This window comes from Flavobacterium tructae, assembly GCF_002217475.1.
Lineage (GTDB): Bacteria > Bacteroidota > Bacteroidia > Flavobacteriales > Flavobacteriaceae > Flavobacterium > Flavobacterium tructae.
Map to the genome: position 1 here is coordinate 1 of NZ_MUHH01000037.1, position 14,458 is coordinate 14,458.

The following is a 14,458-nucleotide window of genomic DNA, read 5'->3' on the forward strand; positions in this document are numbered from 1 at the left end:
TTTGTTTGAAGTAGTATTATTTTTTAGATAAGATTAATTTGTGAGGGAGTATATTTTGAAAAAAGTAATTTTTAATACCTTAAAAAGGCAAATTCGTAAAAATCAAGGATGTTTTTTAAATTTTTAGTTTAAGGAATTATGAAAAAATGTTTATTTAATGAATAATACTGCGGTGTTTTGTTATATTTCTTCGAATCAAATTCATTATTCTTTGAAAAAACCGCTTAATGTTGAAAAATCATCGAATAAAATTCTCTGGTTTATGTTTCAAACAGGGGTTTTTATTGATTATATTTGTTTCACTTTTTTAATGAAAATAATTACGAATTTTTAAACCTACTATACATGTCAACATTACGTTTCCAAGCTTTACAAGAAGCTTCCAACAGAAAGCCTGTACATTTTGAAGAAATAGACAGAAAGTCAAATATTTTTGGTTCAAATGTGTTTAATGAGAAAGCGATGAAGCAGTTTTTGACTTCTGATGCTTTAAAAGGAGTGAGAGATGCCGTTCAACACGGAACTAAGATAGACAGAAAACTGGCCGATTATATTGCCATGGGGATGAAAGAATGGGCATTATCAAAAGGTGTAACTCATTATACACACTGGTTTCAGCCACTTACAGGCACAACAGCAGAAAAGCATGATGCTTTTTTTGAAACTTCTTATGACGGAAGTGACCCTGTAGAGAAATTCGGAGGAGCTCAATTGGTACAGCAGGAGCCTGATGCATCAAGTTTTCCGAATGGAGGAATAAGAAATACATTTGAGGCAAGAGGGTATACCGCGTGGGATCCAACTTCTCCGGCATTTATATATGGTACAACCTTATGTATTCCGACCGTATTTATCGCCTATACAGGAGAAGCGCTCGATAATAAAATTCCATTATTAAGAGCACTATCTGTTATGGATGAGGCAGCGACGGAAGTGTGTAAATATTTCGATAAAAATGTAAAGAAAGTTACTGCTACTTTAGGATGGGAACAGGAATACTTTTTAATTGATAAAGCATTAGCCAATTCACGTCCTGACTTAATGATGACAGGGAGGACCTTACTGGGACATACTTCTGCAAAAGGACAACAATTAGACGATCATTATTTCGGTTCTATTCCAACACGTGCTTTAACGTATATGAGAGATTTAGAGCAGGAATGTATGTTGTTGGGGATTCCGGTAAAAACTCGTCACAATGAGGTAGCGCCAAATCAATTCGAATTGGCTCCGATTTTTGAAGAAACCAATCTGGCTGTAGATCATAACTCTTTATTAATGGATGTGATGCAGCGTGTAGCGGAGCGTCATGATTTTAAAGTATTGTTTCATGAAAAACCTTTTAAAGGAGTAAACGGTTCAGGAAAACACAATAACTGGTCATTGGCAACAGATACAGGGGTTAATTTATTGAGTCCGAGTAAAACGCCAATGAGTAATCTACAGTTTTTAACTTTCTTTATCAATACAATTAAAGCGGTTAATGATTACGAAACTTTATTGAGAGCATCTATCGCAACAGCGAGCAACGATCATCGTTTGGGAGCTAATGAGGCACCACCGGCAATTATATCAGTTTTTATTGGAGCACAATTGTCTAAAGTATTATTAGAATTGGAAAGTGTAACCACTGGGAAATTGTCCCCTGAAGAAAAAACAGACTTAAAGTTAAATGTAGTTGGGAAAATCCCGGACGTTCTTTTAGACAATACAGACCGTAACCGAACTTCTCCTTTTGCTTTTACCGGAAATAAATTTGAGTTTAGAGCTGTAGGTTCAAATGCCAACTGTTCCAACGCGATGACTACTCTGAATGCTATTGTGGCCAAACAATTAAGAGACTTTAAAACTGAAGTAGACTCTTTGATTGAATCTAAAGACATGAAAAAAGACGATGCCATCTTTAATGTTTTGAGAGAATACATCAAGCAGTCTAAAAAAATACTTTTTGAAGGTGACGGATATAGCGATGCCTGGGAAAAAGAAGCCGCTAAAAGAGGATTAAGTAATTTTAAAACGACTCCGGAAGCTATTAAAGCTAAGGTTTCAAAACAAGCTTTGGAGTTATTTGACGAGTTAGGAATTTTAAATCACGTAGAAGCAGAAGCACGTTACGAAATTGAATTGGAAGAATACACTAAGAAAATCCAGATTGAAGGACGAGTATTAGGGGATATTGCCAGAAATCATGTTATTCCAACGGCTATTCGTTATCAAAATACTTTAATCGAAAATGTAAAAGGATTAAAAGAAATTTTTGGTAAGGAGTTTGAAACTATTGCAAAAGAGCAAATAGTTCTGATTAAAGAAATTTCAGGACACATTGAAGGAATCAATTCTAAAGTATTGGCGATGACGAGTGAACGAAGAACGGCAAACCAATTGACTGATGCACAAAAAATGGCTGAAGCTTACTGCAATAACGTAAAGCCTTATTTTGAGGACATTCGTAATCATTGTGATAAATTAGAATTATTAGTAGATGATGAAAGCTGGACCCTAACGAAGTACAGAGAACTGTTATTTACGAAGTAATATTTTAGAATATATCCGATTAAGTCCCGTCTTTATTGAGATGGGATTTTTTTTATGGTTTTGTTAAAATAATATCATTATGTCTTTATTTTAACAAATGTTTAAATTGAATTGTGACTAAATTGTGAAAAGTAGCTTTTTTCTTGCCAACGAAAAAAAGCATTAAAGTAGTTCATCGAGATAGTTTTACACTTCATCGAAAAGTAATTAAGATATTGGAAAATAGGTATTTATACCTGTTTTGGTTGGCGATAAGTTTTCTAATTTTGATCATGAAAGAAAGAAAATAAGGCTTTAATTTTTATTTTCGAATGGAGATTTTGATTGCATGATTTCCCTAAATCACGCTGACCTACATAATAAAATGTATTAATAACCAATTAAATATATTTATTATGAAAAGAGTAATTTTAAGCATCTCCGCGATGCTGTTTGTAGGAGTCGCAGCTTTTGCGCAAGGTAACATGAGTGATGTGGACCAAACAGGTTTATTAAATGGTGCACTGGTAGTTCAGGTAGGAGCAACTAATAGCTCAGATGTTGACCAGATAGGTATTGCCAACGTTGCAATTGTAGGACAGTACGGAGATGATAACGAGTCTACTGTTGGACAATTAGGAGGAGGAAATGTTGCTATCGTAACACAAATCGGAGACAATAACGATTCTAGTATCACTCAAGGAATCTGGTTTGGTAATCTTGCAGTTACTACTCAAATTGGAGCTTACAACAATTCTGATGTGTTACAGATTGGTAACTTTAATACAGCTACTACTAATCAATTTGGTCTTGCTAATAACGCTTTGACTCTTCAATTCGGATATGGCAACACCGCATCTACCGATCAAATAGGACTGTTTAACAATGCAGCTACTCTACAATTAGGCTGGGATAACACCTCTAGTATTCAACAATACGGAGCCGGTAACTTTGCAGCTACTGCACAATTTGGAAATGATCATATGAGCACAGTTACTCAAACAGGTTTCTTAAATGGAAGTGTAGTAATTCAATCTAACTAAGAATAAACCAGAAAAAGGAAGAGCTTGAGCTATTAAGTTCTTCCTTTTTTTTAATTACAATAGGTCATGAAACGTATAGCCACTTTTGTATCCTTACTAATCACCGGGATTTTATTCGCTCAGGTAATTGATGTGAATAGAAGTGACTATTTATTAAATGAAGCATACAATCGCAATCAAAATCAAACGATAAATCAATATATTAAAAGCAACAACATCGTAACAGTTGCTCAAATTGGAAATTATAATCAAGCCAATTTAACTATTATAAGCAGTAATGCTTATGTTACCGCACAACAGACAGGCAACAACAACTACATGAATGTCTACAAAAATGCTGATGAAATCAATCAGTCCTACACACAAACAGGCAATAATAATTATATAAGTGATTTTTCGATGTACTCACGCGGAATCACTTCCATGGGAATCAATCAGTATGGCAATAATTTATCGGTAATCAGTACCGGTTCAAATTCGATATCTAAAGATTTAATAATTAATCAAACGGGAAACTCGGGGACAATTTACATATTCAATCGCTAGTGTCATGAAAAAGTATTTGAACTTACTAATTGCATTTTTTGCTATTTTTTTTTCTGAATCTGGATTTTCTCAGGAAGTTCACATAGAAGTAAAAGCCAAAATAGAAGTAAAAGAAATAGAAAATTTACTTGCTATTACGGGAACTGCAGAAAACTTAAAATCGCAGTTTAAAAATATATCTTATAAATTGACTGTATTTAAAAAAAATAAAAAAAACTCGAATAAATCAAATAATGCTCAGGATGGCAGAGTCACATTAGAACCGATTCAAAAAGTTGAACTTTCTAAAACGCAAGTCAATTTTACACCAGAAGATGAGATTATAATATTGCTATTGATTTATGATGAAAAAAATGAATTGATAGGCAAAGACCGTGTTGTTTTTGGAGAAGATAAAGTATCAGATGCCGCTAAGCCAATTCCTGTAGATGGAATTGAAATGATTGGGATTGTTGCTAATGATACCAAAACAAAACTGGGAAATGATTTTTATGATTTTTTTTATGCACAATATTCAAAGCTAAGAATTAATACAAGTAAAATCGTGACCGTTCAAGAGGAATTGACTTTTGGACGTACAACAAAAATTACTATTCTGATAGATGGAGAAATAGTGGAAGAATTTATTTCGCGTCCGGACGAAGATTTTTTAAAATATATGGCGGAATCTGCAGCATCAAAAGCATTTAAGTATTTTAAAGACATCGAAAAACAGAATAAAATAATAACTCAGTATTAATAAATAACTCAATATTAATAATCGAGAAGTAATTTTTGTAGAGGAGTTTTTCTTTTTTTTTAATGTAGGAAACTAAATAACAGCAATATGAAAAATTTAATTTCATTCGTATTTGTGTTGGTTTTTTGTACCGTTTCTTTCGCACAGGACCTTGCTTATAAGCCTATAAATCCAGCTTTTAGTGGTGGTGAAACTTTTAATTATCAATGGATGCTTAGTTCTGCGCAGGCACAAAATGATTATAAAGATACTACTGCAAATGGCGGATACAAGCAGCCAACAGATCTGGAGCGTTTTAAAAGTACTTTAAATAACCAATTGCTCAATAGAATTTCAAATTCATTATTTGATAGTCAATTTGGGTCAGGTACAGGTTCTGGAGGTGGTACCGGAGGCGGTACCGGTGGAGGACTTACTCCTGGTAATTATGTCTTCGGAACGCTGTCTGTGGATATTTACAATTCTAACTTAGGAATGGTTGTCAATATTCTGGATATTGAAACTGGCGAGCAAACGCAAGTTATTATACCGGGTAAATAGTCTGGTATTCGATTTTTATAAAAAGTAAGTTCATGTTTTATTATTAAAAAATAACTAATTATGAATAAAACTCTCCTTTTTCTACTGTTAATAACCTGCCTACTCTCAGGATGTGGCGCTTATTTTAATCAACCCGTAGGAGTTCAGAAAGCTGTTTTTGGAGAAAACACTTCTGCAACTGAACACTTAGTCGATATGCCAAAACCAAAAGAACAGATTGTGGTAGGGGTGTATAAATTTAAAGACCAGACAGGTCAATACAAAGCGACTGAAGTTGGAAGCACATTTAGCACAGCAGTTACTCAGGGTGCTACTTCTATTTTAATAAAAGCACTTCAAGATTCAAAATGGTTTGTTCCTATAGAACGTGAGAATCTGGGAAATTTATTAAACGAACGAAACATTATCCGGTCTACACGTCAGGAATATGAAGCAAAAAAAGAAGGCGGTGAAACAGTATTGACGCCTTTACTCTTTGCAGGAGTTTTATTAGAAGGGGGTATTATTTCCTATGATACCAATATTATTACCGGAGGTTTTGGAGCCCGATATTTTGGCGCCGGAGGTTCTACACGATACAGACAAGATCGGGTTACGGTATATTTAAGATTGGTTTCTACCTCAAACGGAAAAATACTAAACACTGTTTACGTTTCTAAGACCATCTTATCACAAAGTATAGACGCCAGTTTATTTCGATACGTAAATCTAAATCGACTTTTGGAAGTAGAAACCGGTTTTACAAGAAATGAACCCATTCAGCTGGCAGTTACCGAAGCCATAGAAAAAGCCGTTGAAGGCCTTATTGTACAAGGAATCAAAGACAAGCTTTGGGAAGTGAATGCACCTCAAAATCAAATCGATGCTTTTGTATCAGCCTATGATGCAGAAAAAAGCGAAGCCGATCTGGCACAATTATACGATAGAAATTTAGAAGATAAAAGAGGCCTTTTTGGTATAGAGGTTGCCGGAGGAATAGCCATTATACAGGGCGATTATAAAAGCCCGGAGCCGGCACCAATGACTAGAGGAGCGGTGAAGTTTTTTTTCACTCCGGCTTTTAATATAAGTGCCTCGGCCAATGCATTCAAAATTGCGAATAAAGGAAGAGACAAATTGGGATATATATCTACAGATCTCAATCTGGAATTCATCATATTACCTCGCGATATCCTGACTCCATTTGTTTTTGGTGGTTACGGATTTGAATTTAATAAGGACTACAAAAATTTTCATAGCAAAGTTCAGTTTGGAGGTGGTTTAGAATATATGGCGACTAGTAGTTTAGGAGTAAAATTATTCGCAGAATATAATATGACCTTTAGCGACAATGTTGATTATATCGTAAGAGGTAAAAGAGATGATTATTACTGGAGACTTGGTTTGGGACTCACTTATTACTTCCCAAAAAGTTCCAAGCACAAGAAATAATAGTTCGCTGGTGTAATACCAAAGAGTGATATTTTTTCAATAACAAATTGAGAAAAAAAATCAGTATAAGTTTAACAAAATCAAGACCGCAATGAAAATAGGACTAAAAATATTGATATGCTTTATGCTTTTGGTTTCTTGTAGTGAAGATCAAATCGATGAAACAGGAACGGGAGCAGTAAAAGGAAGAGTAGTAGATGCCCGAACATATGAAGGAATAGAAAACGCACGTATTTCTTCAAGCCCAACTACGAGTACCGTATTTTCGGATAAAGACGGATATTTCGAGATAGATAATATAACAATGGGAAAATATTCTTTTCAGGCCCAAAAAGATGGTTTTACCGCCAGATTTGAACCTGCCACTGTGGAGAAAGATATAACAGTTCAGATTATTTTTGAGTTACAAGTCTCTACTGCCAACAACAAACCACCAGATGTTCCCATATTAACCGCACCTACAGACAACGCTACAGGGCAATCGCTAACACTGGATTTAACATGGACGGCAAAAGATCCGGAATCAGATCCGATGACCTATACCGTGACAGTGAAAAACGGAACAACAGACGAAACTAAAACCTATGCCAATTTAAAAGACACAAAACTTAACATTTCAGGTTTAAGTTTTAGCACGAAATACTATTGGCAGGTAACAGCCGATGATGGAATTAATAAACCAATAAATAGTGTCACAAACTCCTTTACGACTTTAGCATTTCCAAATCCGAGATATTTGTATGTTAAAAAAGTGAAAAATAACAATGTCATTTATACAGCTGATGAAGCCGGAAACGAACTTCAATTATCATCTGCCGAAGTAAACAGCTACAGACCGAGAAAAAATTTAAGCATCAACAGAATTGCTTATATAAGTTCTGACGGATCTTTGAATCAAATTTTCACAATGAATCCGGATGGTACTGATGTCAAAAAAATTACAAACTTTATACCTATAGCAGGATTTAATATGGAGTATGTTAATTATTGCTGGAGCACCAACGGAAGACAGATTATTTATCCAAATTTTGACAGACTGTATCGCATTGATTCTGACGGATCGGGATTGATTCAATTGTTTAAAACGCCAAACGGAAAATTCATTTCAGAATGTGAATGGAGTCAGGACGGGTCACAAATTGTACTTAAAGTAAACGATATGTCGGGATACAATGTTGAGATATATGTGATCAATACCGCTGGTGATGTATTGTATCAGGTACTTTCCGGAGTAACGGGTGGAGCAAGTGGTATTAGTATTTCTGTAGACAATAGTAAAATTGCCTATACGAGAGATGTTTCAGGATTCGAAAATTCGACTTACAGACGATTAGACTCCAGAATATTTATTTATACAGCTGCGGACAATACTTCAACCGAACTGGCAAGTCAAAAACCAAATGGATTTAATGATTTCGATGTAAAATTCTCTCCAAATGAAGCAGAGCTGATTTATGTCAATACATCAAACGATGGTTTATCAGCCAACACGATACAAAAAGTTACTATTTCCAGCAGCAATAGTAATGGTTCGAGAACAACACTATTCCAGAACGCCTCAATGCCGGATTGGAGGTAAAATACTAAAAACTCAATTTTTGATAACCAATTTTATAGAAAAAAATCGGCAGTGCCTAAAAGCCTGCCGATTTTTTTTGCGAATCAGGCATACGAATCAATCAAAGAATTAAAAAAAGGGATTATCTTTGCACCACATCAACACAAACTAAGTTTCATGAGTTCAGATTCTAGCAAAAGGTACGCACAAAGAGGTGTTTCGGCATCAAAAGAAGACGTACACAACGCCATAAAAAATATTGATAAAGGTTTATTCCCACAGGCATTTTGTAAAATTGTACCTGATTATTTAACGCAAGACCAGGAGCACTGTTTGATTATGCATGCCGACGGTGCCGGTACAAAATCATCATTAGCCTATATGTACTGGAAAGAAACCGGTGATATTTCGGTTTGGAAAGGAATTGCTCAGGATGCTTTAATCATGAATATCGATGACTTATTGTGTGTAGGAGCAACCGATAATATTTTGCTTTCTTCAACAATTGGAAGAAACAAAAACTTAATCCCTGCTGAGGTTATTTCAGCAATCATCAACGGTACAGAAGAATTAATCAACGAACTAAAATCGTTTGGAGTAACCATTCATTCAACAGGAGGAGAAACTGCCGATGTTGGTGATGTTGTTCGTACTATTATTGTAGATTCTACGGTAACAGCCCGCATGAAACGCAGCGATGTGGTAGATAATGCCAACATAAAAGCCGGTGACGTAATTGTTGGTTTGGCTTCTTTTGGACAGGCAACTTACGAGAAAAGCTATAACGGGGGAATGGGAAGTAACGGATTAACCTCTGCCCGTCACGATGTTTTTGGAAAATACCTGGCAGCAAAATACCCGGAGAGTTATGATGCAGCAGTGCCTGAAGAATTAATCTATTCAGGTCAGGTAAATTTAACCGATGCTGTCGAGAACAGTCCAATAAATGCAGGACAGTTGGTACTTTCGCCAACCAGAACGTATGCACCAATTATCAAAAAAATCTTAGACACCTATACACCAGCTGATATTCACGGAATGGTACATTGCAGTGGAGGAGCTCAGACAAAGATTTTGCATTTCGTTCAGAACTTACACATTATAAAAGACAATTTATTTCCGGTTCCGCCATTGTTCCAATTAATTCAGGAGCAATCTAAAACCGACTGGAAAGAAATGTATCAGGTTTTCAATTGCGGTCATCGTATGGAGCTTTATGTTCCAGAAAATATTGCACAAGATATTATTGCAATTTCAAAATCATTCAATGTCGATGCGCAAATCGTGGGTAGAGTAGAAGCAGCAGATACTAAAAAGCTTACCATTACCAGCGAGTACGGAACATTTGAATATTAATATTTTTTGAGTTACAAAAGTTCAAAGGTTCTGAGTGGCAAAGGTTTTTATACCGGAGTTTACAACAGAGCCTTTTTTATTAATCATTAGCTTTTTTAGGAGCTAATCCCGCTATTCGTTATAATCTTTTGTGCCGAACCCCGTCACAAAAGGATTTTCACTGCTATCGGGGCTAAAAAAAAACATCAAGCTATGTATGAATTACTTTTTTGGAGATATTTAGAAGAGGTTTATCTGAACCATCATGAAGTTTATGAAGCCCTTGTAGAAAAAGAAGAAGTAGACGGTCTTGCAACACTTCCTGTTGAGGTCATTATAAACAGAATCAATTCCGTTTTTTCCCAATGGGAGCGAGTGGACGAAAACAGTTGGAAAAACAGTACAGGAAAAGGTGCTTTCCAGGTAATTACTACATCACAAAGCATCAAAATCGATTGTTACGGAACCGAAGGAAAAACCATGAATACACTGGTTTCCCTGATGGAAGAATTCAAATGTCCGTTATACGATCCGCAAGTTCCGGAGCGTTATGACGAAATGAATGAATAAACGATCAATTTTGTAAAACTTTGCGAATCTCTGTGCAAAACTTAGTGTCTCTCTGTGAAATAGTTTTTAGATAAAGTAAATAGAAGACTTTATAGTGAGCAGCTCAAAAAAAGAATTCATGACCACATCAAATTTTAATTTCTCCGATACTATAATTTTAGAAGACGATTCTGTTTTATTACGTCCTTTGCAAGAATCAGATGCCGATAATTTACTGGAAATCTCTGTTAACGAACCCGAAACCTGGAAATACTCCTTAGTAGGTGCAGATGGAAAAGAAAATTTGATCAATTATATCCAACTGGCGATAAAAGGAAGAGAGAATCAAAAAGAATTTCCGTTTATAGTTTTCGATAAAAAAACACAGAAGTATGCAGGTTCAACACGTTTCTACGACATGAATCTGGAGTATAAATCACTACAGCTGGGATATACTTGGTACGGATCGGCTTTTAGAGGAACCGGGCTTAATAAACATTGTAAATTTTTATTACTGCAATTTGCCTTTGAAACTCTTGGTGTGGAGCGTGTAGAGTTTCGTGCCGATAATAATAATGAACGCAGTATTGCCGCCATGAAAAGTATCGGCTGCAAAGTTGAAGGCGTTTTAAGAAGTCATATGCCAACCGCTAATAGTGATGTTCGTCGTGATTCTATTGTGTTGAGTATCCTGCAAAAAGAATGGTTTGATGAGGTAAAGGAAAATCTAAAGCGTAAGCTTTAAAAAGAGGCGCTAGCCTCGACCCATATTGTAGGGCCGGATTTTAATCCGGTCAAAACGTCGTAAGAATAAAAGAAGAACCATCGGTTCGGTCCATTTTACAAACCCATCGCAAACGTATATTTTGTTTTTGAAAAATGCCGCCATTATAATATGTGCCGTTCCTCTGGAACTCTTGAACGTGTCGTATATTTTTTCAACGGATTGAAATCCGTTGCTACAAAATATGTCGTTCCTACGGAACTTTTAAACACAATTCATAACTCATAACTTATAATTCAAACCCATAACGATTTACTTACCCGTCTTTCAAAAGTAAATTTTGCTCTTTTCTTAACCTTTCAACTAATGAATTAAGGTAGGTTTTTGTTTTTAGAGGAAGTAAATTCCAGGTTGAATCCTTTTTAAAGCTTCTGCAATAATCAAGATCGCATTCTACAGCACGGATTACATATTTCTTATTGTGAGAGATTGTAATAATTTTAACGCGCCTTATCTCGTTGTATTCCGTTCTCGTACCGTAAACAATCACCGGATCGATAAGTCCATCACCGTCCAGATCTGTCGTACTGCAGTATTTTGTCCAAAAATAGATAGTTGTTTCTTTAGGATCACTGTCTTCCAGTAAATCATTAATTCTCCATTTTTCAAGAAAACCGCCATGATCATTCAGTGTGTAAATAGCCTGAATCTTCGTGTTTAAGGTGTCTTTTTTTGAAATGTTTTTTTGATTTTCGCAGAGAAGCAATTCATACACACCGCTTTTATCAGAGCATTCGAGTGCTCTGTAAATTGGAAATTCCGAAACACCGTCAAGTTTCCGTTGAGCGATTTCTTTTTGGGTTAGTTTATGACTTTCTGTTTTTTGTGCAAAACCGAATGCGGTATAAAAAAGGATGCAGAATAAAATAGCGTTTTTCATGAATAGAGTAACATTTTACAGAACCAAAGATATTTAAAAGCTTTTGAGATCAGATCATTTTATATTTTTTAAAAAGCATATTTTGTTGTATTTTTCGAATCTGAAAATATTGGTAAATCGATTTAGTAAAATGCCAATTGCTGTTTTTAAGTAAAAAGTAATGATTAAAAGAAAACTAATGAATAGAATAAATTGTAAAAATTTTGTTTTTGGATTATCCTTTTTAATATTCGGTTATACCGCTAATGCTCAGAAAAAAACAATTGAGAAACGAGATCTGATTCAGTATGTTGACCCTATGATTGGTACCGCCAAAATGGGACATACCTATCCGGGAGCAACAGTTCCGTTTGGAAGTGTACAGTTAAGTCCTGAAACCGATACAATTGCCTACAGTACAAATGGAAAATATAACGGAGATGTCTATAAGTATTGTGCCGGATATCAATACGAAGATAAAACGATCGTAGGTTTTAGTCATACGCATTTTAGCGGAACTGGACATTCTGATTTGGGCGACTTTTTAATTATGCCTACAACCGGAAAGCTGCAGTTAAATCCCGGTATCGCTTCAAAACCATTATCCGGCTATCGATCGGCATTTTCTCATACTACCGAAAAAGCGGAGCCTGCGTACTACAGTGTACTTTTGGAAGATCATAAAATCAAAGTCGAACTTACGGCGACAACCCGCGTAGGAATGCATCAGTACACCTTCCCAAAATCAGATGATGCACATATCATTTTAGATTTGACTTCGGGGATTTACAATTACGATAAAAAGAATGTATGGACATTTGTTAGAGTAGAGAACGATACTTTGATTACCGGATATCGTCAGACCAATGGCTGGGCGAGAACCAGAACCGTATATTTTGCAATGAGTTTTAGCAAACCCATTAAAAACTATGGACAGGCCCCATTGGAAAAAAGTGTGTACAGAGGCTTTTGGGGAAGATTTGATCAAACCAAAAACTTTCCCGAAATGGCAGGTCAGAACTTAAAATTGTTCTTTGATTTTGACACGGAAGAAGGAGAGAAAATCAAAATAAAAATGGCTCTGTCTCCTGTAAGTTCTGCCGGTGCAGTTGAAAATATGAAAAAAGAAGTTCCGGGTTGGGATTTTGAGAAAGTAAAAAAGCAAAGTCAGGAAGTCTGGAATAACGAGTTGAACAAAATTCAGATAGAAACCCTTCAGAAAGAAGATTTAGTGAATTTTTATACCGCAATGTACCATGCCTTTTTAGGACCTACAGAATACATAGATTTAGACGGGAACTACAAAGGTTTGGATATGAACGTACATAAAGCCGAAAACTTTAAGAATTATACCAGTTACTCCTTATGGGATACTTATCGCGCCTTGCATCCATTATTCAATATAGTACAGCCTTCCCGAAATTCAGATATGATCAGTTCCATGTTGGCTCACTCCAATCAAAGTGTACACAAGATGCTGCCAATTTGGTCGCATTATGCCAATGAAAACTGGTGCATGATCGGGTATCATTCCGTTTCGGTAATTGCGGATGCCATTGTAAAAGGCAATACAAAATTTGATGCTGAAAAAGCACTTCAGGCTTGTGTTAACACTGCAAAAGTACCTTATTATGACGGATTGGAATATTATATGACAAAAGGTTATGTTCCAGAAGATAAAAATGGTGCTTCGGTTTCAAAAACACTCGAATATGCTTATGATGACTGGGCGATTGCACAGGCTGCAAAGAAATTGGGTAAAACCGAAATCTATAATGAATTTATCACAAGATCTAAAAATTACAAAAACGTTTACGATGCACAAACGGGGTTCATGCGTCCGAAGTTAAACGACGGAACTTTTAAAAAGGAATTTGATCCTTTGGATACACATGGTCAAGGGTTCATTGAAGGGAATTCATGGAATTACAGTTTGTATGTTCCGCAGGATCCTGCCGATATGATTCAAATGATGGGAGGAAATGAGAAATTTAAAGTTCGTCTGGACTCTTTGTTTAACATGCATTTACCGGACAAATATTTTGAAAACACGGAAGACATCACCAGAGACGGAATCATTGGGAATTATGTTCATGGAAACGAACCTTCTCATCATGTCGTTTATTTGTACAATTGGACGAATTCACCATGGAAAGCTCAGGACAAAATCAGGATGATCCTGAAAAAAATGTACCGAAACGGAGCTGACGGTTTAGGAGGAAACGATGATTTTGGACAAATGAGTGCCTGGTATATTTTTAGCAGTTTAGGGTTTTATCCGGTTGCTCCAGGCTCTGATGAGTATGCATTAGGAAGTCCGTTAGTGAAAAAGGCGACTTTTAATCTGGAAAACGGAAAGAAATTCGAAGTCGAAACCATCAATCAATCCGATAAAAATGTGTTTGTGAGCAAGGTGATTTTGAATGGAAAACAATTAGACAGGCCATTTCTGAAACATGCTGATATAATAAATGGAGGAAAGATCACATTTTATATGAGCGCTAAGCCTAATAAGAAACAATATTAATTTTATATATGTCAGGCTGAGCGAAGTCGAAGC

At 35.8% G+C, this 14,458-nt stretch carries 12 protein-coding genes; 11 read left to right on the forward strand and 1 reads right to left on the reverse strand.

The genetic code is table 11. From position 1 onward, the window contains the following. Positions 1 to 345: 345 nt before the first annotated feature. From B0A80_RS16660 to B0A80_RS16705, 10 genes are all read left to right on the forward strand, one after another. Entirely contained in the window at positions 346 to 2,535 is a 2,190-nt protein-coding gene (locus B0A80_RS16660) for a glutamine synthetase III family protein (RefSeq protein WP_089078016.1), read from the forward strand. Between the two features lie 395 nt (positions 2,536 to 2,930). After that, entirely contained in the window at positions 2,931 to 3,557 is a 627-nt protein-coding gene (locus B0A80_RS16665) for a hypothetical protein (protein ID WP_081603555.1), read from the forward strand. 66 nt (positions 3,558 to 3,623) lie between these two features. Next, complete coding sequence (locus tag B0A80_RS16670) at positions 3,624 to 4,103, forward strand: hypothetical protein (protein ID WP_089078017.1); 480 nt, start codon at positions 3,624 to 3,626, stop codon at positions 4,101 to 4,103. A gap of 4 nt (positions 4,104 to 4,107) precedes the next feature. Further along, entirely contained in the window at positions 4,108 to 4,842 is a 735-nt protein-coding gene (locus B0A80_RS16675) for a CsgE family curli-type amyloid fiber assembly protein (RefSeq protein WP_083342502.1), read from the forward strand. An 87-nt stretch (positions 4,843 to 4,929) separates the two neighbouring features. Next, the gene (locus B0A80_RS16680; protein WP_089078018.1) at positions 4,930 to 5,382 is read left to right on the forward strand and encodes a curli assembly protein CsgF; all 453 of its coding nucleotides are present in this window, start codon (positions 4,930 to 4,932) and stop codon (positions 5,380 to 5,382) included. Between the two features lie 60 nt (positions 5,383 to 5,442). Beyond that, positions 5,443 to 6,813: a CsgG/HfaB family protein gene (locus B0A80_RS16685; RefSeq protein ID WP_089078019.1), complete on the forward strand. Its 1,371-nt coding sequence runs from the start codon at positions 5,443 to 5,445 to the stop codon at positions 6,811 to 6,813. Positions 6,814 to 6,904: 91 nt separating this feature from the next. Then, positions 6,905 to 8,392: a carboxypeptidase regulatory-like domain-containing protein gene (locus B0A80_RS16690; RefSeq protein ID WP_233430763.1), complete on the forward strand. Its 1,488-nt coding sequence runs from the start codon at positions 6,905 to 6,907 to the stop codon at positions 8,390 to 8,392. Between the two features lie 156 nt (positions 8,393 to 8,548). Then, positions 8,549 to 9,727: an AIR synthase related protein gene (locus tag B0A80_RS16695; RefSeq protein WP_026110216.1), complete on the forward strand. Its 1,179-nt coding sequence runs from the start codon at positions 8,549 to 8,551 to the stop codon at positions 9,725 to 9,727. A 192-nt stretch (positions 9,728 to 9,919) separates the two neighbouring features. Then, the gene (locus B0A80_RS16700) at positions 9,920 to 10,276 is read left to right on the forward strand and encodes a hypothetical protein (RefSeq protein WP_089078021.1); all 357 of its coding nucleotides are present in this window, start codon (positions 9,920 to 9,922) and stop codon (positions 10,274 to 10,276) included. 118 nt (positions 10,277 to 10,394) lie between these two features. Next, positions 10,395 to 11,000, forward strand: coding sequence for a GNAT family N-acetyltransferase (locus B0A80_RS16705; protein WP_017498723.1), 606 nt, complete (start codon positions 10,395 to 10,397; stop codon positions 10,998 to 11,000). Positions 11,001 to 11,295: 295 nt separating this feature from the next. Here the strand turns inward: B0A80_RS16705 and B0A80_RS16710 are convergent, their stop codons facing one another. Beyond that, complete coding sequence (locus B0A80_RS16710; protein WP_089078022.1) at positions 11,296 to 11,919, reverse strand: M949_RS01915 family surface polysaccharide biosynthesis protein; 624 nt, start codon at positions 11,917 to 11,919, stop codon at positions 11,296 to 11,298. A 178-nt stretch (positions 11,920 to 12,097) separates the two neighbouring features. On the opposite strand from B0A80_RS16710, the gene B0A80_RS16715 reads away from it, so the two are divergent. Further along, complete coding sequence (locus B0A80_RS16715) at positions 12,098 to 14,425, forward strand: GH92 family glycosyl hydrolase (protein WP_089078023.1); 2,328 nt, start codon at positions 12,098 to 12,100, stop codon at positions 14,423 to 14,425. The last annotated feature ends 33 nt before the right edge of the window (positions 14,426 to 14,458 follow it).